The sequence below is a fragment of the Streptomyces sp. NPDC021356 genome (assembly GCF_040641015.1).
GTDB lineage: Bacteria > Actinomycetota > Actinomycetes > Streptomycetales > Streptomycetaceae > Streptomyces.
Map to the genome: position 1 here is coordinate 322,365 of NZ_JBFACU010000002.1, position 18,163 is coordinate 340,527.

The following is an 18,163-nucleotide window of genomic DNA, read 5'->3' on the forward strand; positions in this document are numbered from 1 at the left end:
TCCGTCACCTGCCGGGGGTCGGGGTCGTCGCGGGCTGGGGGGCGGTCATGGCGGCCGGGTCGCCCGCGGGGGCGTCGGTGGCCGCGCCGGCGGGGCCCGTGAGGGGCAGGGTCTGCGCGGGGCCGGTCTGCCCCGGGGCCGGGGTGGCGGCGCCGGCGGCGGACGCGGGCAGGTCGGGGTCGCTCGCCGTCAGGGTCTCGGGCGGCCGTACGGACACGGGCAGGTCCTGCACGAAGGCCTGCTCGGCGGCCGAGGGGACGCCCTTGACGGTGCCGTCCGGGTTCAGGAAGGCCGGGTCGCCGCCGGGCACCATGCCCAGTTGGAGGGCGCGGCGCTGGAGGGCGTCCGGGGCGGAGTAGGAGTCGATGTCCCGCTGGAGGCCCTGCTCCTCGTCGGTGAGGTTCTTGGTGTCCTTCTTCAGGTCGTCCATCTGGAACGCGCCCTCGCTGAGCGCCGAGTTCAGCACCAGCAGCCCGATGAGGCCGCCGCCCAGGAGCAGCACGACGAGCAGGACGAAGGGGGCGCGGGCCGCCTGCTGCCCCTTCACCGGCAGGAGCCGCGCCAGCCGGGCGGCACGGCCCCTCGGCTCGGGTTTGCTGCTCACTGGTCCCCCTGGCTCACTCGGCGTCCTCCCGGATGCGCTCGGCCCCGCGCAGCCGGGCCGGTGCCGCCCGCCGGTTCGCGGCGATCTCTTCCTCGCTGGGAAGTTCGGCACCGCGCGTGAGCAGCTTGAGCCGGGGCTGGTAGCGCTCGGGGACGACCGGCAGTCCGGGCGGCGCCGTCGTGGCCGCACCGGCCGCGAAGACCTGCTTGACCAGGCGGTCTTCGAGCGACTGGTACGACAGTACGGCGATCCGTCCGCCGACGTCGAGGGCCTTCACCGCGGCCGGGACCGCCCGCTCCAGGACGGAGAGTTCGCCGTTGACCTCGATGCGCAGCGCCTGGAAGGTGCGTTTGGCCGGGTTGCCGCCGGTGCGCTTGGCAGCCTGGGGCAGGGCGTCGCGGATCAGCTCCACCAGGCGGGCGCTGTTGGTGAAGGGCTCCTTCTCGCGCTCGCGCACCACGGCGGCCACGATCCGCTTGGCCTGCTTCTCCTCGCCGTACGCCCGCAGGATGCGCACGAGTTCACCCGCCGGGTAGGTGTTGAGGACCTCGGCGGCACTGATCCCGGTGGACTGGTCCATGCGCATGTCCAGGGGCGCGTCCTGGGCGTAGGCGAAGCCGCGGTCGGCCTCGTCGAGCTGCATCGAGGAGACACCGAGGTCGAACAGGACGCCCTGGACGCGCGGCAGGCGGAGCCGGGCGAGGACGTCGGGCAGTTCGTCGTAGACGGCGTGCACCAGGGTGGCCCGCTCGCCGAAGGGGGCGAGGCGCTCACCGGACAGGCGCAGCGCCTCCTTGTCGCGGTCGAGGGCGACGAGACGGGCCTCGGGGAAGCGGGCGAGCAGCGCCTCGCTGTGTCCGCCGAGGCCGAGGGTGCAGTCGACGACCACCGCTCCCGGCCGCTCAAGGGCGGGTGCCAGGAGGTCCAGGCACCGCTGGAGCATCACGGGGACGTGTCGGCTGTCGCTCAAGGGGCCCTCTCAGGTCCGGCGCGCCCCGCACGCACCGCCGGGTCCCCGACCGCTCGCGAGACGACGGTGCCCTGCCGGCGCCGGAAGCGTCAGCCGACCGGGAGCGGGAGGGAGCCGAGCCGTACGTACGCGCCGCGCACGTGGGGAGACCGTTCGGGTGTGTGCGAGGTCTCCGGGAATGCAGTACAGCAGGGAGCGCCACGCCTCCCGCTTCGCGTCACTTTAGTCCACCCTGTCGCCCGGTCAATCAACCGGCCTGCGCGTCGCCCGCCGGAGTGCGGGGACACGGGCTCGCGGAAGGATTCACCCGCACGGAGGCGGCTCGCGCTGTGTGTGGATTCGCTCACACGACGCCACTGTGGTGTTCTTTGTCCCCTCCCACGACGCGACCGGAGCGCGCACGCCCAGTAACGTCATGAGTATGACGACTTCCGCATCAGTTCCCGCCAACTCCGAGGACGCCGCCACGGACCGCTCCGTCATCGACCGCCTCGTCGCGGCCAACGGCACCTACGCCGACGCGTTCACCGACCCCGGCATGGACGCCCGGCCCGTGCTCCAGGTCGCGGTCGTGGCCTGCATGGACGCCCGCCTCGACCTGCACGCTGCGCTCGGCCTGCGGCTCGGCGACTGTCACACCCTGCGCAACGCGGGCGGCGTGGTCACCGACGACGTGATCCGCTCGCTGGCCATCAGCCAGCGCGCCCTCGGCACGCGCAGCGTGGTGCTCATCCACCACACGGGTTGCGGCATGCAGACCATCACCGAGGAGTTCCGGCACGACCTGGAGATGGAGGTCGGGCAGCGTCCGTCCTGGGCCGTGGAGGCCTTCAAGGACGCCGACCAGGACGTGCGGCAGTCGATGCAGCGCGTGCGCACCTCGCCGTTCCTGCTGCACACCGACGACGTACGCGGATTCGTGTTCGACGTCAGGACTGGCCGGCTGCGCGAGATCGACCCCGCGTGACCTCCGTGCCCGCCCGCGGTCCGGCTCCCCGGCACCGCCGCCACCTGCACAAGGCCGGTCGTCGGCACTCCGGCGCGGCCCCGAGCGGGCCCTTGGTCGTCCCCGGCGAAAAGTCGTAGAACCCGAATATCGCGGCCAGTTGTCCACAGGCGAGTGACACGAATCGGTAACGGCGGCAAGAATGCGGGGTGTGACATCGCACGGAACCGTTCCGGCGCGGTGTCCGTGTTCGGGGTGGGCCCGGTCCGCGCAGCGGGAGGCCGGCCCGGAAAGTTGGGGAATCCCCCGCTCGGCGACGGGCGCGGGGAAGGGCCGAGGAGGGCCGGGTGACGACCTATGACGAGCGAGCGAGCCATGGGGGCGCCCCCGCGCGAGTGAGATCGAGCGTGGGGGAAGATCTGACCGCCACTGTGGAGCGCGTCCGCAGTTCGGTGGAGGGAGTGATCGAGGGCAAGCCCGAGGTCGTACGGCTCTCGCTGACCGTGCTGCTCGCCGAGGGGCACCTCCTGATCGAGGACGTCCCCGGAGTGGGCAAGACGATGCTCGCCAAGGCGCTGGCGCGGTCCATCGACTGCTCGGTGCGGCGGATCCAGTTCACCCCCGACCTGCTGCCCTCGGACATCACCGGTGTGTCCATCTGGGACCAGCAGCGCCGGGACTTCGAGTTCAAACCGGGCGCCATCTTCGCGCAGATCGTGATCGGCGACGAGATCAACCGCGCCTCGCCGAAGACCCAGTCGGCGCTCCTGGAGTCCATGGAGGAGCGCCAGGTCACCATCGACGGGGAGACCTACGAACTGCCCAGCCCCTTCATGGTGGTGGCCACGCAGAACCCGGTCGAGATGGAGGGCACCTACCCGCTGCCCGAGGCCCAGCGCGACCGCTTCATGGCCCGGGTGTCCATCGGCTACCCCAGCCCGGAGGCCGAGTTGCAGATGCTGGACGTGCACGGCGGGGTCAGCCCGCTGGACGACCTCCAGCCGGTGGCGCACGCGCACGACGTCGTGAAGCTCGTCGAGGCGGTCCGTTCGGTGCACGTCGCCAAGGCGGTGCAGCGGTACGCGGTCGACCTGGTCGCCGCCACCCGGACCCACCCCGACCTCAGACTCGGCGCCTCCCCGCGCGCGACGCTGCACCTGCTGCGCGCGGCGAAGGCCTCCGCCGCCCTGAGCGGGCGGGAGTACGCGCTGCCGGACGACGTGCAGGCGCTCGCCGTCGCGGTCCTGGCCCACCGTCTGCTGCCCACCGCGCAGGCGCAGCTCAACCGGCGGACGGCCGAGCAGGTCGTCGAGGAGATCCTGCAGCACACGCCGGTACCGGCGGCGGCCCAGGCGGGCGGCGGCCTCGGCATGGGCAACACCACGCCGGAGTTCGGCCGGCAGCAGCCGCGGAGGCTGTGATGACGGACGCGGGGGCCACCCGCGCGGAGGACGAGCACGGCGGACGCGGCGGCGTGCGCACCGCGCTGACGGGTCTCACCACCCGCGGGCGCTCCTTCCTGGCCGCCGGAGTGGCGGCGGCCGTCTGCGCGTACATCCTGGGACAGGCCGAACTGCTCCGTGTCGGGCTGCTGCTGGCGGTGCTGCCCCTGGTCTGCGCGGCCGTCCTCCACCGCACGCGCCACCGGGTCACGGGCAGCCGCCGTCTCTCCCCCGCGCGCGTGCCCGCTGGCTCCGAGGCCCGCGTGCACCTGCGGATGGACAACGTCTCCCGCCTGCCCACGGGCCTGCTGATGCTCCAGGACCGGGTGCCCTACGTCCTCGGGCCGCGCCCCCGCTTCGTGCTCGACCGCGTGGAGCCGGGCGGCCGCCGCGAGGTGTCCTACCGGGTCCGCTCCGACCTGCGGGGCCGCTATCCGCTGGGGCCGCTGCAACTGCGGCTGACCGACCCGTTCGGGATGTGCGAACTGACCCGCTCCTTCTCGACGTACGACACCCTCACGGTCGTCCCGCGCGTGGAGCCGCTGCCGCCGGTGCGGCTGGGCGGCGAGGCCAAGGGGTACGGCGACGGACGGCAGCGTTCCCTGACACTGGCCGGCGAGGACGACGTGATCCCGCGCGGGTACCGCCACGGCGACGACCTGCGCCGTGTGCACTGGCGTTCCACCGCGCGCTACGGCGAGCTGATGGTGCGCCGCGAGGAGCAGCCGCAGCGGGCCCGCTGCACGGTGCTCCTGGACACCCGCGCGCTCGCCTACCGGGGCGCGGGCCCCGACTCGGCCTTCGAGTGGGCCGTGTCCGGGGCCGCCTCCGTGCTCGTGCACATGCTGGAGCGCGGCTTCTCGGTACGGCTGCTGACGGACACCGGCAGCTGTGTGCCGGGCGAGGGATCCGACGGGTTCGCGGGCTCCGGCCAGGAGTCGGCGGACGCGGCCGGGCTGCTCATGGACACCCTCGCCGTGATCGACCACTCGGAGGGGGCGGGGCTGTCGCGCGCGTACGACGTGCTGCGCGGTGGCAACGAGGGACTGCTGGTGGCCTTCCTCGGCGACCTCGACGAGGCGCAGGCCACGATGGTCGCCAAGATGCGGCAGCGCAGCGGGGGCGCGGTCGCCTTCGTGCTGGACAGCGAGGCGTGGAACCGGGAAGCGGCCGACGCGCCCGGCGGTCCCGCCGACCGCGCCGAGGAACGGCTGCGGATGCTGCGGGACGCGGGCTGGACCGCCGTGGGCGTGCCGCGGGGCGCCTCGCTGGAAGAGACCTGGCGCCACGCGGACCAGGCACGCACGGGCGCCGGCGTGCCGGGCCGGCCCGGCTTCGCGACGACGTCCGCGCCGGGCCCGGGAGCGAGCGGTACGGGGAGCCACGGCAAGGCCGGCGTGCGCGCGGCGGCCCCGGGCGCGGCGCACCGGGCGGCCCCGGGGGGAGGGCCCCCCGTATGAGCGGGGCAGCCGGCGGAGCGGTTCGGATCGCGGTATCCGGCGGAGCGCTACCGATCACAGCGTTCGGCGGAGCGGTGCCGGTCGAGACGGCCGGCCGAGCGGTCCGGTTCCGGAAGGCGCGGCGCGATGCCGGGGGCTGCCGGCGGCAGGGCGGTCGCCGGGACCGTGTCGAGAGGCCCCGGGCCGCTCCTCGCCGGCCGGGGTTCAGCGGTCCCTGGGCCCGGCGGGGCGGGGGCGCGGCAGGTGACGGTGGGTGCGCGGGGCGCGGGCGGTGCGGGCTGAGTGTTGGCCGGTTCGCGGGGCGGGGGCCGGGACGGGTGGAGTGGAGCGGGGGCACGAGTGGTGTGACGGGCCCGGTGGGCCAGGGGAAGGTGCGGGGATGAGCGGACGGACACGGTTGGCGCTGTGCGCCGCGGCGGCCACGCTGATGGCGGCGTGCGCGTTGCTGCCGCTGGTATCCCCCGCCACGTGGATCGTGCAGGCGTCGCTGATGCTCGCGGTGCAGTCCGGCGTCGGCGTGGCCGCCCGGCGGGTGCCGCTGGCGCGACCGCTCACCGTGGCGGCGCAGGCCCTGGTCACCCTGCTGCTGCTGACTCTGGTCTTCGCACGGGCCCAGGCCCTCGCCGGGCTGCTCCCCGGCCCGGCCGCCTTCCGGCACCTGGCCGACCTGCTGCGCCAGGGCGGCCAGGACGTCGGACGGTACGCGATCCCGGCACCGCTGTCCGACGGCATCCGGCTGATGCTCATCGGCGGTGTCCTGGTGATCGGGCTGATCGTGGACACCCTCGCGGTGACCCTGCGCAGCGCGGCCCCCGCGGGGCTGCCGCTGCTCGCGCTGTACTCCGTGGCCGCGGGACTGTCCGACGGGGGCTCGGCGTGGCTGTGGTTCCTCCTCGCCGCCGCCGGCTACCTGATGCTGCTGCTGGTCGAGGGCCGGGACCGGCTCTCGCAGTGGGGCCGGGTGTTCAGCGGCGCCTCGCGCGCGGGGGCCGGGGAGCCGGGCGCCGCGCTGGCACCGATCCGCACCGGCCGCCGGATCGGCGCGGTGGCGCTGGGCGTCGCCCTGGTGGTGCCGCTCGCCCTGCCCGGCATGCGCGGCGGGCTGCTGGACGCGGCCGGGGCCGGGGCCGGCTCGGGCATCGGGGGCGGCGGCACGATCTCCGCGGTCAACCCGCTGGTGTCGCTGCGCGACAGCCTGAACGTCGACGAGGACCGCACGGTCCTGACCCTGCGCACCAACTCCGCGGACGCCTCCGACCTGTATCTGCGCATCGTGTCCCTGGACGACTTCGACGGCACCACGTGGAAGCCCTCCCAGCGGCACATCGTCGGCGTGCCCGACCCGTTCCCCGCCCCGTCCGGACTGGACGGCGCCGTGCGGCGCACGGAGATCACCACGTCGATCGCGGCGGCCGACTGGTACGCCCAGGACTGGCTGCCGATGCCGTACCCGCCGAGCGGTGTGCGGATCGACGGCAGCTGGCGCTACGAACCCGTGGGCATGACGCTGGTCGGCGACCACGGGCAGAACACGCGTGGCCTGACCTACCAGGTCAAGAGCCTGGAGGTGCAGCCCTCCGCGGAGCAGCTCGCCACCGCCGGAGAGCCTCCGGCGGTCGTGAAGCGCGAGTACACCAAAGTGCCCAAGGCGCTGCCCGGCGTGGTGGCGAACACCGCGCGCGCGGTCACCGCGGGCGCGGCGAACCACTACGAGCAGGCGGTGAAACTCCAGGACTGGTTCGCGTTCGACGGGGGTTTCCAGTACGACACCCAGGTCGAGGCGGGTACCGGCTCCGAGGCGATCTCGCGCTTCCTGAAGGACAAGCGGGGCTTCTGCGTCCACTTCTCCTTCGCGATGGCGGCGATGGCCCGCACGCTCGGCATCCCCGCCCGGGTGGCGGTGGGCTTCGCACCCGGGACCCCGGGGGGCGACGGCACCGTCCTGGTGGGCCTGAAGGACGCGCACGCCTGGCCCGAGCTGTACTTCGAGGGCGTCGGCTGGACCCGCTTCGAGCCGACGCCGACGCGCGGCACGGTCCCGCAGTACACCGAGTCGGACCCTGCGAACACGACGCTGCCGAACCCCGCGGTGCCCTCCCCGCAGGCCAGCTCACGGCCCTCGGCCGCGCCGTCGACGACCACCGACTGCACACCGCAGATGAAGAAGCTGCAGGAATGCCCGAGCCCGTCCGCGCAGGCCGCGCTGCCCACCGGCGGCGACGGTCCGAAGTGGTACGCGGTCGCGGGGTGGGCGCTGGGCGGGCTGGTCGTCGTCGTCCTCCTGCTCTCGCCCTTGCTGTGGCGCACACGCAGGAGAGCGGTCCGGCTCGGTGCGCACGGGCGCGGGGAGGCCGGCGCACCGGCCCACCGGCTCGCCGTCTGGCAGGAAATGACCGACACCGCCTGGGACTTCGGGATCTTCCCGGACGAGTCGCAGACGCCCCGCAAGACGGCGGCGCGGATCGTCCGGCTCGGCCGGCTCGACCCGCCGGCCGCGGCCTCGGCGCACCGGCTGGCCGACGCCCTGGAGCAGGTGCTCTACGCCCCGAGCCCCCGGCCGATGCCGGGGCTAGCCGAGGACGTCCGCCGGGTCGTCGCGGGACTGCGTGGCACCGCGTCGCGGGGCGCCCGGTTGCGGGCCGCGCTCGCGCCCCGCTCGGCCGCCCGGCTGACCTGGGCCTTCTCTGCCCGGTGGGCGGCCCTGCGGTCCCGCGTGACGGGTCTGCGCCCGGTACTGCGCCGGCCGTCGCGGCAGCGGGGCTGAGACCACAGTCATGTGCGAGGGGCCGACCACTTCTCGTGGCCGGCCCCTCGCACATGGTTCAGATGTCGGGAGGTACCGCTGGGCGGATCTCCGCAGCTAGCGCCCCTGTTCGTCGCGGCGGCGCTGCCAGCGCTGTTCGATGCGGTCCATCATGGAGCGCTTGGCGCCGACCTGACGGCGGGCGGGCGGGCCACCGGCGGGCTGCTCACCCGGCTTGGGGGCCTTGCGCCACCCGGTCACGGCCAGCAGCGCGCATCCCAGCATCACCAGGAAGCCGACCACACTCACCCACGGGTACTGGGCGATCACACCTGCCATGAGAAGCGCGATACCTACGAGGAAGCCCGCGACCGCCTGGTAGACCCGCCGCCGGGTGTACGTACGCAGCCCGCTTCCCTCGAGCGCCGACGCGAACTTGGGATCTTCGGCGTACAGCGCTCGCTCCATCTGCTCGAGCATGCGCTGCTCGTGCTCAGAGAGCGGCACGGAGTCCTCCTCATCGTGCAGTCGCCGGGGCGACCTGGGGGGTCCCTTCAGGATAGGCAGGGAATCGCCCCCGTGAAACCCGCCCCTCTGCGCCAATTGGCCAACCGGATCCGCCACGGCGAAGCCGACTCGCTGAGGCTTCCATTCCCCGGCGGCCGACCCGTCATGCCGGATGGTCTCCCTCGATCATACGGCGCCCGGACCTGGATCGGGGGGCCTGTGGCACACTCCATGCGCCGCCAGGACACCGGTCGGTGGCCTGCCCCAGGGGCCCGCTCAGGCCTCCGCGGCACCCCGGGTCTCGCCGAGCACGTGCAGCTGCGTGGCCACGGAGTGGAACGCCGGCAGTTCGGCCGCCGCCGCCTCCAGCTGGAGCAGCGCGTCCAGCGCCCCCGGCTCGGTGTCCACCAGCACCCCCGGCACGAGGTCCGCGAAGACCCGTACGCCGTGCACCGCGCCGACCGTCAGGCCCGCCTGCCCGACGAGGGCGGTGAGCTGCTCGGCGGTGAAGCGGCGCGGCACGGGGTCGCTCGCGCCCCAGCGCCCGTCCGGGTCGCCGAGGGCCTGCCGGGCCTCCTTGAAGTGGCCGGCCAGCGCCCGTGCGAGCACGGCACCGCCGAGACCGGCGGCGAGCAGGCTGAACACCCCCTCGGCGCGCAGCGCGGCGGCGGCGTTGCGCACGCCCTCGGCCGGGTCGTCGACGTACTCCAGGACGCCGTGGCAGAGCACCGCGTCGTAGCCGCCGCGCTCGACCACGTCGAAGAGGCCGTGCACATCGCCCTGCACGCCGCGCACCCGGTCGGCCGCCCCGGCCTCGGCGGCGCGGCGCTCCAGCGCGAAGAGCGCGTTGGGGCTGGGGTCGACAACGGTGACGCGGTGGCCGAGGCGGGCGAGGGGCACGGCGAAGTTGCCGCTGCCGCCGCCGGTGTCGAGGACGTCCAGTGCCGCGCGGCCCGTCGCCTTGGCCCGCCGGTCCAGGGCGTCCTGCAGGACCTCCCAGACCACGGCGGTCCGCAGCGAGGCGCGGGAACGCGAGGGGTCGGAGCGCAGCGACGACGTCGGTCGGGAGTGGTGGTGGGAGACGGGCGGGCGCATCGGGTCCGACACGGTAGTTGACTCCTCGCGGCGGCACCGCCTCAGACATGGCGGAGCGATCGGGCTGCCTTCCCGGCCACCCGGAAGACGGGAGGTGGGAAGGCTTCAGGCGGGTTCCACCCTATTGCCTGTACCGCCCGCTCCGCCCCTCGCCTCCGCGGCGCCGCACGGCGGGCCGCGACGGGCGCGGGGCGCCGCACGGGGCGTGGGGGCGCGGCTCAGCCCGCGTCCGGCATGCCGTCGTGGTCCGCCCTGCCTCCGGCCGGGGTGCCACCGCCGGGGTTGCCACCGCCAGGTGTGCCGCCGGCTATGCCGCCGGGTATGCCATCGCCACGTATGCCACCGCCACGTGTTCCGTCGGCCCGTGGCCGTGGGCCCCGCTCCGTGTCTGCGGGGCGGGGCGGCGGCAGGACCGGCTGGAGGACCAGCATCCGCTCGACGAGGCGGAGGAACATCGCCACGTCCCGCATCAGGTCGTCGGCGTCCCGGCGGCCGGCGGCACCTTGGATTCCGGCCTCGGCCAGGGCGCGGCGGCGGGCACCCGAGGCGAACAGCGCGCTCCACTCGGTCAGTTCGGGAGCGATCTCCGGGAGCACCTCCCAGGCGCTGCGTATCCGCGCGCGCCGCCGGGGGTTCGTCTCCGGGCGGCCCCGGGCGGCGAGGACGGCGGCCGCGGTGCGCAGGGCGGCGAGGTGGGCCGTCGCGTAGCGCTCGTTCGGCGTGGGGAGGACGGCGGCCTCTTCGAGCCCGGCGCGGGCCTGGGCGAGCAGGTCGAGGGCGGCCGGCGGGGCCGTGGCCCGGCGGAGCACGGGGTGCACGTCGCTCGCCGGGCCGGTCAGTGAGGGGGCAGGGCCGGTGGCGCGGCGCCGACGGGCGGCGGCTGCGGACGAGTTGGCCATGACGAACCTCCTGTCGTCTGGGTCACGGCACGGGTGCCGTATGTGCCCATCGTGAGGTATGCCACTGACAATCCGTTCTGACCTGGTCTTTTGCCCCGCTCGTCCAGACGGCCGCGGCCGTGACGCGGTCCGCGTCCGCCGCGGCCGGTGGCGCCGCTCGCCGGGCGGACCGCTCCTGTGACAATCGGGGCCATGGAAAGCAGCAGCGCCACGCCGGGCGGCCGTACCCGCCGCGAGGCCACCCGCCAAAGGCTCTACGAGGCGGCCGTCACGCTCATCGCCGAGCAGGGCTTCTCCGCCACCACGGTGGACGAGATCGCCGAGCGGGCCGGAGTCGCCAAGGGCACGGTCTACTACAACTTCGCGAGCAAGTCGGTCCTCTTCGAGGAGTTGCTGCGGCACGGCGTGGGGCTGCTCACCGCCTCCCTCCGCGAGGCGGCCGAGGGCGCGGCACGGGAGGGCGGCGGCCGGGTCGACGCGCTGGACGCCATGATCCGCGCCGGGCTCGTCTTCATCGACCGGTATCCCGCCTTCACGCAGCTGTACGTCGCCGAGCTGTGGCGCACCAACCGGGCCTGGCAGTCCACGCTCATGGTGGTCCGGCAGCAGGCGGTCGCGGTCGTCGAGGGCGTCCTGCGCGAGGGGGTGACGAGCGGCGAGTTCAGCGAGGAGATCGACGTGCCGCTGACCGCCGCCGCACTGGTGGGCATGGTGCTGGTGGCCGCCCTGGACTGGAAGGCGTTCCAGCCGCAACGGTCGCTGGACGACGTCCACTCCGCGCTGTCCCGGCTCCTGCAGGGCAGGGTGAGCGGCCCGCGCTGAGGCCCGCACGCGAGCGCCGGGAGCGGCGGAAGCGCCGGTGCGGAACGGCCACGTCCCCCGTGGGCCGTCCCGCACCGGCGCTCTGCCGTACTCCCCCGTCCCCCGCGCCCCGGTCCAGGGCGGCGCCGTTCCGCCGCCCCGTGTCGGCGGTACCGGCGCCGTGCCCCTTCCCGTGGCTCCACTCTCTCGTCCGCGCGGGGCACGCCCCATCCGCGTACGTACTCATCTCGCCGCCTAGGTACAGGTACTCAGCCCTGCGTACACGTTCCTGGTCACCCGCCCGCCGTCACCGCGAGGCAGCGGAAAGCCGCTGGTCACGGCCCCGCGGCGGGGATTGTCAGTGGTGGTCGATAAAGTCGCGGGCATGGCAGGGATTGCGGTGATCGGCGCCGGGATGGGCGCGCTGGCGGCGGCTGCCCGGCTGGCCGTCGCGGGCCACCGGGTGACGGTGTACGAGCGGACGGAGACGTACGGCGGAGCGGTGCGCCGCTTCGAACGGGACGGCTTCGCCTTCGACACCGGCCCCGGCCTGCTCCCGCTGCCCGCGGTCTACCGAGATCTGTTCGTGAAGACCGGCAAGGAGCCCCTGGAGAACCGCGTCGAGCTGGTCCAGGTCGATCCCGCCGCACGGCACGTCTTCGCGGACGGCACCGAGGTCTCGCTGCCGAACGCCTCACGCGCGGGTGTCGTCGCGGCCCTGGACGAGGCGCTCGGCGCGGGCGCCGGGCAGCGCTGGGGCGACTTCCTGGTGCGGGCGCGCGAGGCCTGGGACCGCACCCGCCGGCCGCTCCTCGAAGAACCGCTGTGGCCCAACTGGCCCGTGCTCGCCGAGCGGGAGCCCTATCCGGCGCTCCCGCACAAGCGTCTGCTGCGCACCCGGCGGGCCGGCACGCTCGCCGAGATCGGCGCCTGGGAGCTGCGCGATCCGCGTCTCGCCGCCCTCCTGGAGAGCCACGCGCTCGCGTACGGCCTCGATCCCAGGACCGCTCCGGCGAGCGCCGCGGTGCTGCCGTACATGGAGCACGCCTTCGGCGTCTGGTACGTCCGCGGCGGTCTGCGGGAACTGGCGCGGGCGGTGTACGAGCGGTGCGTGGCCCGCAGGGTCGAGTTCGTCTTCGGCACCGAGGTCGCGGGGATCGTCGAGAAGGACGGCCGCGTGGCGGGCGTGGAGTTCGCCGGCGGGGGCACGGCTGACGCGGAGTACGTGGTGGCCGGTGCGGCGCCCGGGACGCCGAGCGGTTTCGACGCCGGGGCGGTGCCGCGGGGCGAGGGGGCGGTGCCGCCGCGGCGGGACATGCCGAGCCGGCTGACCGTGCTCCTGGCGCTGCGCGGCGGCCGCCCGGAGGGGACGGCCCACCGGACCGTGGTGCACGCGCTGGACCGCGAGGCCGAGTGGGACGGCCTGTTCGGCACGGCCTCGGGGCCGGCCGCGACGGCCCCTACCGTCACGGTGCTGCGTCCCGGAGACCCGAGCCTCGTCCCCGACTCCGCCCACGAGACGGTCACGCTCACGGCCACCGTCCCGGCGGGCAGAACGGCAGGCGGATCGGCGGCTGCCGGCCAGGAGTCCGCGGAAGCGCTGGCCGAGCGGATGATCACCGCTGCCGCCCGCGCCGTGCCGGGACTGCGCGACCGGCTGCTGTGGCACGAGGTGCGCACCCCCGCCGACATCGAGCGGGAGACCGGCGCCAAGGGCGGAGCCGTGCCCGCACCCGCGCTGGCCTCGGCAGGCGGACGGCTGCTGCACCCGGCGAACTCGACCCGGACCGAGGGCCTTTACACCGTGGGCGGCTGGTCGCACCCCGGGGGCGGGCTGCCGCACGCCGGGATGTCGGGTGCGCTGGTGGCCGGACTCGTCGTGGAGGGACCGGAGTTCCGCGGCTCGCAGTGAGCCCGCCGCGAAAACGGTGAGCCGGGTTCAGAATGGGTGAGCCGGGTTCAGAAACGGTACTGCTCGTCGAAGCCCGCGCCGTGCTGCGCCTGGCCGTGCCCCTGGGCGTTCCCGCCCTGCCCGTTGGCGCCCTGCCCGCTGCCCTGGTACGGGTACGTCTGCTCCCCGGGGAGTTCACCGCCGTAGGCGGGATCGTCGCTGCGCTGCTGCGGTACCCACACACCGCCGGCCGGGGTCTCACCGCCGTAACCGCCCGTCGCGTACGGGTCCTGGGTGCCGTAGTCCTGCTGGCCGTAGCCGCCGGTGTAGGCGGCGCCGTCATAGGTCTGGGTCCCGATGTACGGGTCCGAGTAGGCGGCGTACTGCTGCTGGCCCGTGCCGTCGTAGCCGTAACCCTGCTGTCCGTACCCGGAGTAGTCGTACCCGTAGCCCGCGTCGGAGCCCTGGGCGGCGGTCGCGTACGGGTCCGGGGCGGTCCCGTCGGACTGGCCGGGCCGGCCGGGCTCGCCGCCGAAGTCACCGTAGACGCCGTAGGAGCCGGTGTCGTCCGGCAGGGGCTGCGGCGCGTACACGGCGGTGGACTCGGCGGCCGTGGGCTCCAGGGGGCGGACGGGAGTGAAGACGTCGTCCGGTTCGTCGTCATCGCGTCCGAAGGCCAGGTCCTCGGGTGCGGGACGACCGGGCGCGCCGTCCGGGCCGGCCGCTTCGGCGGGCGCGTCGTCGGCGGCTTCGGGACCGGTGGCGTCGGAGCCCGGGGCCTTGCGGCCGGGCCTGCCGCGGCGGCGCTTGGTGCCTTCGGCGGCACTCGGCTGCCTGACCGCCCAGCCCGCGACGAAGCCGCGGCGGAAGGAGAGCGTCACGTAGGTCTGCCCGACCGCGAAGGTGATCGCGCCCAGCGCGATCACCAGAACGGACGGCATGAGGACACCGAGCACCACGCAGAGGAAACCGCCGAAGGCGAGCAGCCGCCAGCGCAGGCGCGCCTTGTACTGCAACAGCACTTCGCCGAGCAACCACAACGCGACGATGCCGAACGCGATGTAGAGGACCGCCCAGCCCATGTACGCCCCTCTCCCAGTGGTCGCTCCGCAGTGTGTCGTACAGGGGAGCGACCGGTCTAGGCCCGCGGTGGGTGGTGCAGGCCCAGGTTCTCGTAGATTTCCAGCGTCGCCGTGGAGTTGTTGAGCGTGATGAAGTGCAGCCCGGGCACTCCTTCGGCCAGCAGCCGCGCGCAGAACTCGGTGGCGAACTCGATGCCAATGGAGCGTACAGCGGCCGGATCGTCCTTCGCTGCGAGGATCCGGTCTTTGAGGGCGTCCGGGAAGGCCGCGTTGGTGAGCGACGGGATCCGTGCGAGCGTCTTGGCGCCGGCGATCGGCATGACCTCGGGGATGATGGGTGTCTCGCAGCCCGCGGCGGCGACCCGGTCGCGCAGCCGCAGGTAGTCCTCCGGGTGGAAGAACATCTGTGTGATGGCGTAGTCGGCGCCCGCGCGGCACTTGTCGACGAAGTGACGGACGTCGGCGTCCCAGTCGGCGGAGCGCGGGTGCATCGCGGGGAAGGCCGCGACGCCGACGCAGAAGTCACCGGAGGTCTTGATCAGTTCGACGAGTTCGGCGGCGTACCGCAGACCGCGGGGGTGCGGCACCCACTCGCCCATCGGGTCGCCGGGCGGATCGCCGCGCAGGGCCAGCATGTTGCGGATCCCGGCGTCGGCGTACTGCCCGATGATGTTGCGCAGGTCGGCCACGGAGTGGTCGACGGCGGTGAGGTGCGCGATCGGGGTGAGGGTGGTGTCCGACGCGATGGCCTCCGTCGCCTTGACGGTGCCGGCGCGGGTGGAGCCGCCCGCGCCGTAGGTCACGGAGACGAAGTCGGGCGCCACGGCCTCGACCCGGCGCAGCGCGTTCCACAGGTTCCGCTCGCCCTTCGGAGTCTTGGGGGCGTAGAACTCGAACGAATACGTCGTCTTGCCGGTCGCGAGCATGTCGCGGACGGTAGGGGCGTGGTCCGACCTGGTGGATGCGGTGCCGAGGGCCATACCCGCAGGTTAGCCAGGGTGTGGCGGTCCCCCAACCGGATGTCGGTGTTTTGCCCGATTTGCCGACTTGTTGTCCACTCCTTGGACACTTCGGCCCATCGGCTCGCCGGACGGCCCCTACCGCCGGGAGGGCCTGACACGGCTCCCCGCCGAACGGCGGCCCTGGGTTCCCGTACCGCCGGGCCGGTCACGCCTGCCGCAGACGCTTCGCGAACTCCGCCGCCGCCGCGCCGGGGTCGCCGGCCTCGGTGATCGCCCGGACCACGACGACGCGTCGGGCGCCGGCCTCCAGCACCTGGTCCAGGTTGCCGAGGTCGATGCCGCCGATGGCGAACCAGGGCCGGTCGGTGCCGAGGGCGGCGGTGTGCCGGACCAGGTCGAGACCCGGCGCGTGGCGGCCGGGCTTGGTCGGGGTGGGCCAGCAGGGGCCCGTGCAGAAGTAGTCGACGCCGTCCTGCTCGGCGGCAGCGGCGGCCTCGGACTCGGCATGGGTGGAGCGGCCGATCAGGACGTCGTCGCCGAGTATCGCGCGCGCCGCGGGGACGGGCAGGTCGCCCTGGCCCAGGTGCAGCACGTCCGCGCGGGCGGCGTGGGCGACGTCCGCGCGGTCGTTGACCGCGAGCAGTCTGCCGTGGCGGGCGCAGGCGTCGGCGAACACCTCCAGGTGCTCCAGCTCCTCCCCGGCCTCCATGCCCTTGTCGCGCAGTTGCACGATGTCGACGCCGCCCGCGAGGACCGCGTCGAGGAACTCGGGCAGGTCGCCCCGGTCCCTGCGGGCGTCCGTGCACAGGTACAGGCGCGCGTCGGCCAGGCGGGCGCGGGCGGCGGCTGCGGCGGTGTCGGACATACGGGGTCCCCCTGGGATCGGTTGCGGTGTGTCGAAGGCGTACGGGCCACGGCTTCGGAGCGCCTGGGCCGGTCTCGGCCGGTCTGCGCCTGCCTCGGCCTGCCTCGGCCGGGAACGACCGCGGCCCGTACGCCGGACGGATGGTTCAGTCCGGGCAGCGGGCGGCCCGGACAGCGGGCCGCCCTGTCAGTGCGCCCGGGGTCAGACGGCGAGCGCCTGGGCGCGGCGCTTCACCTCCGTGCCGCGATTCTCGCTCAGGGCCTGGGCCGGGGTGCCGGGCAGGGTCGGGTCGGGGGTGAAGAGCCACTCGATCATCTCTTCGACCGTGAAGCCGTCGTCCCGCAGGAGCGTCAGGGTCCCGGACAGGCCCTTGACGACCTTGTCCTCGTCGATGAAGGCGGCGGGGACGTGCAGCGCGCGGTTCTCACCACGGCGTACGGCGATGAGCTGGCCCTCCTTGACCAGCTGCCGCACACGCGTCACCTCGACGCCGAGCTTCTCGGCGATGTCGGGCAGGGTCAGCCAGGCGGGGACGAGCGCATCGGTCTTCGCGTCAATCTCGGTCACGGAACCAAGCGTGCCATCTGCCACTGACACTCGGAAGCCGACCCCGCCCACCTGGGCGGAGGCCGTTCGGTGCGCTTCGCTAGGCGGTGGCCGCCTTCAGCGGCCGTGACGGGTCGGCCAGCAGCGCGGGATCCATCGCCGCGCCCGCCTCGATGAGCCGTCTGCCCTGCGCGAGATCCCGCGGCCGGCCTACCGCCAACAGGGCGACCAGGCGGCTGCCGCGCAGCCAGCAGACCGTCCAGGCGGGGCCGGAGGGGTCGCCGCGCCAGACGGTGGTGTCGGCCGAGGTGTGGTGTCCGGCGTACTGCACGAAGCGGCCGAACTGCTCGGACCAGAAGTACGGCACCGGGTCGTAGACGGCCGGGGTCAGGCCGATCACGTTGGCGGCGACCGTACGCGGGCCCTGGAGCGCGTTGTCCCAGTGGTGGACCAGCAGGCGCTCGCCGTACCGGCCCGACGGGAAGGAGGCGCAGTCGCCGACCGCGTACACGTCCGCCGCGCCGGCGCGCAGGTGGTCGTCGGCGAGCACCTCTCCGCGCTCGCCCAGCTCGATGCCGGAGCCCGCCAGCCAGGCGGTCGCGGGGCGGGCGCCGATGCCGACGACGACGGCGCCCGCGGGCAGCCGTGCCCCGTCGTCGAGCACGACCGCGCCGGGCTCGACGCGCGCCACGCGCGCGTGGGTGCGCAGCTCGGTACCGCTGTCGGCGTACCAGGCGGTCATCGGGGCGGCCACCTCGGCGGGCAGGACGCCCGCCAGCGGCCGGTCGGCGGCCTCCACGACCGTCACGGCGCAGCCCGCCTCGCGGGCGGCCGTGGCGAACTCGGCGCCGATCCAGCCCGCGCCGACCACGACGACGTCGTGCTGCTCGGCGAGGACCGGCCGCAGCCGTTCGGCGTCGTCCAGGGTGCGCAGCAGGTGCACGCCCGGGACGTCCTCGGCGCCGGGCAGCCGCATCGGCTCCGCGCCCGTGGCGAGGACCAGCACGTCGTACGGGACGGGTCCCTCGGAGGTGTCGAGCACATGGGCTTCGAGGCGCACGGCCAGGGCCTCGCAGCCGAGCCGCAGCTCCAGGCCGAGCGCCTCGAAGTCGACGTCGAAGGCGGACCCCTCGGCCTTGCCGAGCAGGACGGCCTTGGACAGCGGCGGCCGGTCGTAGGGCTGGTGGGGTTCGGCGCCGATCAGGACGACGGTGCCGGTGAAGCCCTGCTCGCGCAGGGCGACCGCGGTCTGCACTCCGGCCATGCCCGCGCCGACGACGACCACGCGCCGCGGCTGGGCCGTGCCCTGTTCCTGCGTCTGCTCGCTCACCTGATCACCATAGTCACCTG

Annotated in this window: 16 protein-coding genes; 6 read left to right on the plus strand and 10 right to left on the minus strand. The window is 74.3% G+C overall.

Going from position 1 to position 18,163, the window contains the following annotated elements:
- Positions 1-4: 4 nt before the first annotated feature.
- Positions 5-604 (minus strand): septum formation initiator family protein, encoded by a 600-nt coding sequence (locus AB0G56_RS03630; RefSeq protein WP_360962996.1) that lies wholly within the window; start codon positions 602-604, stop codon positions 5-7.
- 13 nt (positions 605-617) lie between these two features.
- Positions 618-1,574, minus strand: coding sequence for a 16S rRNA (cytosine(1402)-N(4))-methyltransferase RsmH (rsmH, locus tag AB0G56_RS03635; protein ID WP_360962998.1), 957 nt, complete (start codon positions 1,572-1,574; stop codon positions 618-620).
- Between the two features lie 421 nt (positions 1,575-1,995).
- On the opposite strand from rsmH, the gene AB0G56_RS03640 reads away from it, so the two are divergent.
- The 4 genes from AB0G56_RS03640 to AB0G56_RS03655 all read left to right on the plus strand — a co-directional run bounded on the left by AB0G56_RS03640 (position 1,996) and on the right by AB0G56_RS03655 (position 8,186).
- Entirely contained in the window at positions 1,996-2,541 is a 546-nt protein-coding gene (locus AB0G56_RS03640; protein WP_360963001.1) for a carbonic anhydrase, read from the plus strand.
- Positions 2,542-2,927: 386 nt separating this feature from the next.
- The gene (locus tag AB0G56_RS03645) at positions 2,928-3,941 is read left to right on the plus strand and encodes a MoxR family ATPase (RefSeq protein WP_360963004.1); all 1,014 of its coding nucleotides are present in this window, start codon (positions 2,928-2,930) and stop codon (positions 3,939-3,941) included.
- Positions 3,941-5,422: a DUF58 domain-containing protein gene (locus AB0G56_RS03650; RefSeq protein ID WP_360963007.1), complete on the plus strand. Its 1,482-nt coding sequence runs from the start codon at positions 3,941-3,943 to the stop codon at positions 5,420-5,422. Before AB0G56_RS03645 ends, AB0G56_RS03650 begins: the two co-directional genes overlap by 1 nt.
- Positions 5,423-5,801: 379 nt before the next feature.
- Positions 5,802-8,186, plus strand: coding sequence for a transglutaminaseTgpA domain-containing protein (locus tag AB0G56_RS03655; RefSeq protein ID WP_360963010.1), 2,385 nt, complete (start codon positions 5,802-5,804; stop codon positions 8,184-8,186).
- A gap of 96 nt (positions 8,187-8,282) precedes the next feature.
- Here the strand turns inward: AB0G56_RS03655 and AB0G56_RS03660 are convergent, their stop codons facing one another.
- The 3 genes from AB0G56_RS03660 to AB0G56_RS03670 all read right to left on the minus strand — a co-directional run bounded on the left by AB0G56_RS03660 (position 8,283) and on the right by AB0G56_RS03670 (position 10,666).
- Positions 8,283-8,672 (minus strand): DUF3040 domain-containing protein, encoded by a 390-nt coding sequence (locus tag AB0G56_RS03660; protein WP_360963012.1) that lies wholly within the window; start codon positions 8,670-8,672, stop codon positions 8,283-8,285.
- Between the two features lie 276 nt (positions 8,673-8,948).
- Positions 8,949-9,779 carry a methyltransferase gene (locus tag AB0G56_RS03665; protein ID WP_360963015.1) on the minus strand — a complete coding sequence of 277 codons (831 nt, stop codon included), beginning with the start codon at positions 9,777-9,779 and terminating at the stop codon, positions 8,949-8,951.
- A gap of 206 nt (positions 9,780-9,985) precedes the next feature.
- On the minus strand, positions 9,986-10,666 hold the full coding sequence (locus AB0G56_RS03670; RefSeq protein ID WP_360963018.1) for an SAV_6107 family HEPN domain-containing protein: 681 nt from the start codon (positions 10,664-10,666) through the stop codon (positions 9,986-9,988).
- 192 nt (positions 10,667-10,858) lie between these two features.
- On the opposite strand from AB0G56_RS03670, the gene AB0G56_RS03675 reads away from it, so the two are divergent.
- Positions 10,859-11,488 (plus strand): TetR/AcrR family transcriptional regulator, encoded by a 630-nt coding sequence (locus tag AB0G56_RS03675; RefSeq protein ID WP_360963021.1) that lies wholly within the window; start codon positions 10,859-10,861, stop codon positions 11,486-11,488.
- A gap of 364 nt (positions 11,489-11,852) precedes the next feature.
- A complete protein-coding gene (locus tag AB0G56_RS03680) occupies positions 11,853-13,379 on the plus strand; it encodes an NAD(P)/FAD-dependent oxidoreductase (protein ID WP_360963024.1) in 1,527 nt (508 codons plus the stop codon).
- Between the two features lie 47 nt (positions 13,380-13,426).
- On the opposite strand, the gene AB0G56_RS03685 is transcribed toward AB0G56_RS03680, so the two are convergent.
- From AB0G56_RS03685 to AB0G56_RS03705, 5 genes are all read right to left on the minus strand, one after another.
- The gene (locus AB0G56_RS03685) at positions 13,427-14,440 is read right to left on the minus strand and encodes a hypothetical protein (RefSeq protein ID WP_360963027.1); all 1,014 of its coding nucleotides are present in this window, start codon (positions 14,438-14,440) and stop codon (positions 13,427-13,429) included.
- A 56-nt stretch (positions 14,441-14,496) separates the two neighbouring features.
- Positions 14,497-15,420, minus strand: coding sequence for a methylenetetrahydrofolate reductase [NAD(P)H] (metF, locus tag AB0G56_RS03690; RefSeq protein WP_360963030.1), 924 nt, complete (start codon positions 15,418-15,420; stop codon positions 14,497-14,499).
- Positions 15,421-15,607: 187 nt separating this feature from the next.
- Positions 15,608-16,267: a thiamine phosphate synthase gene (gene thiE, locus AB0G56_RS03695; protein WP_360963033.1), complete on the minus strand. Its 660-nt coding sequence runs from the start codon at positions 16,265-16,267 to the stop codon at positions 15,608-15,610.
- Between the two features lie 201 nt (positions 16,268-16,468).
- Positions 16,469-16,834 carry an Rv2175c family DNA-binding protein gene (locus tag AB0G56_RS03700; protein WP_360963036.1) on the minus strand — a complete coding sequence of 122 codons (366 nt, stop codon included), beginning with the start codon at positions 16,832-16,834 and terminating at the stop codon, positions 16,469-16,471.
- Positions 16,835-16,913: 79 nt separating this feature from the next.
- Positions 16,914-18,143, minus strand: a complete 1,230-nt coding sequence (locus AB0G56_RS03705; RefSeq protein ID WP_360963039.1) for an FAD-dependent oxidoreductase — start codon at positions 18,141-18,143, stop codon at positions 16,914-16,916.
- Positions 18,144-18,163: the final 20 nt, after the last annotated feature.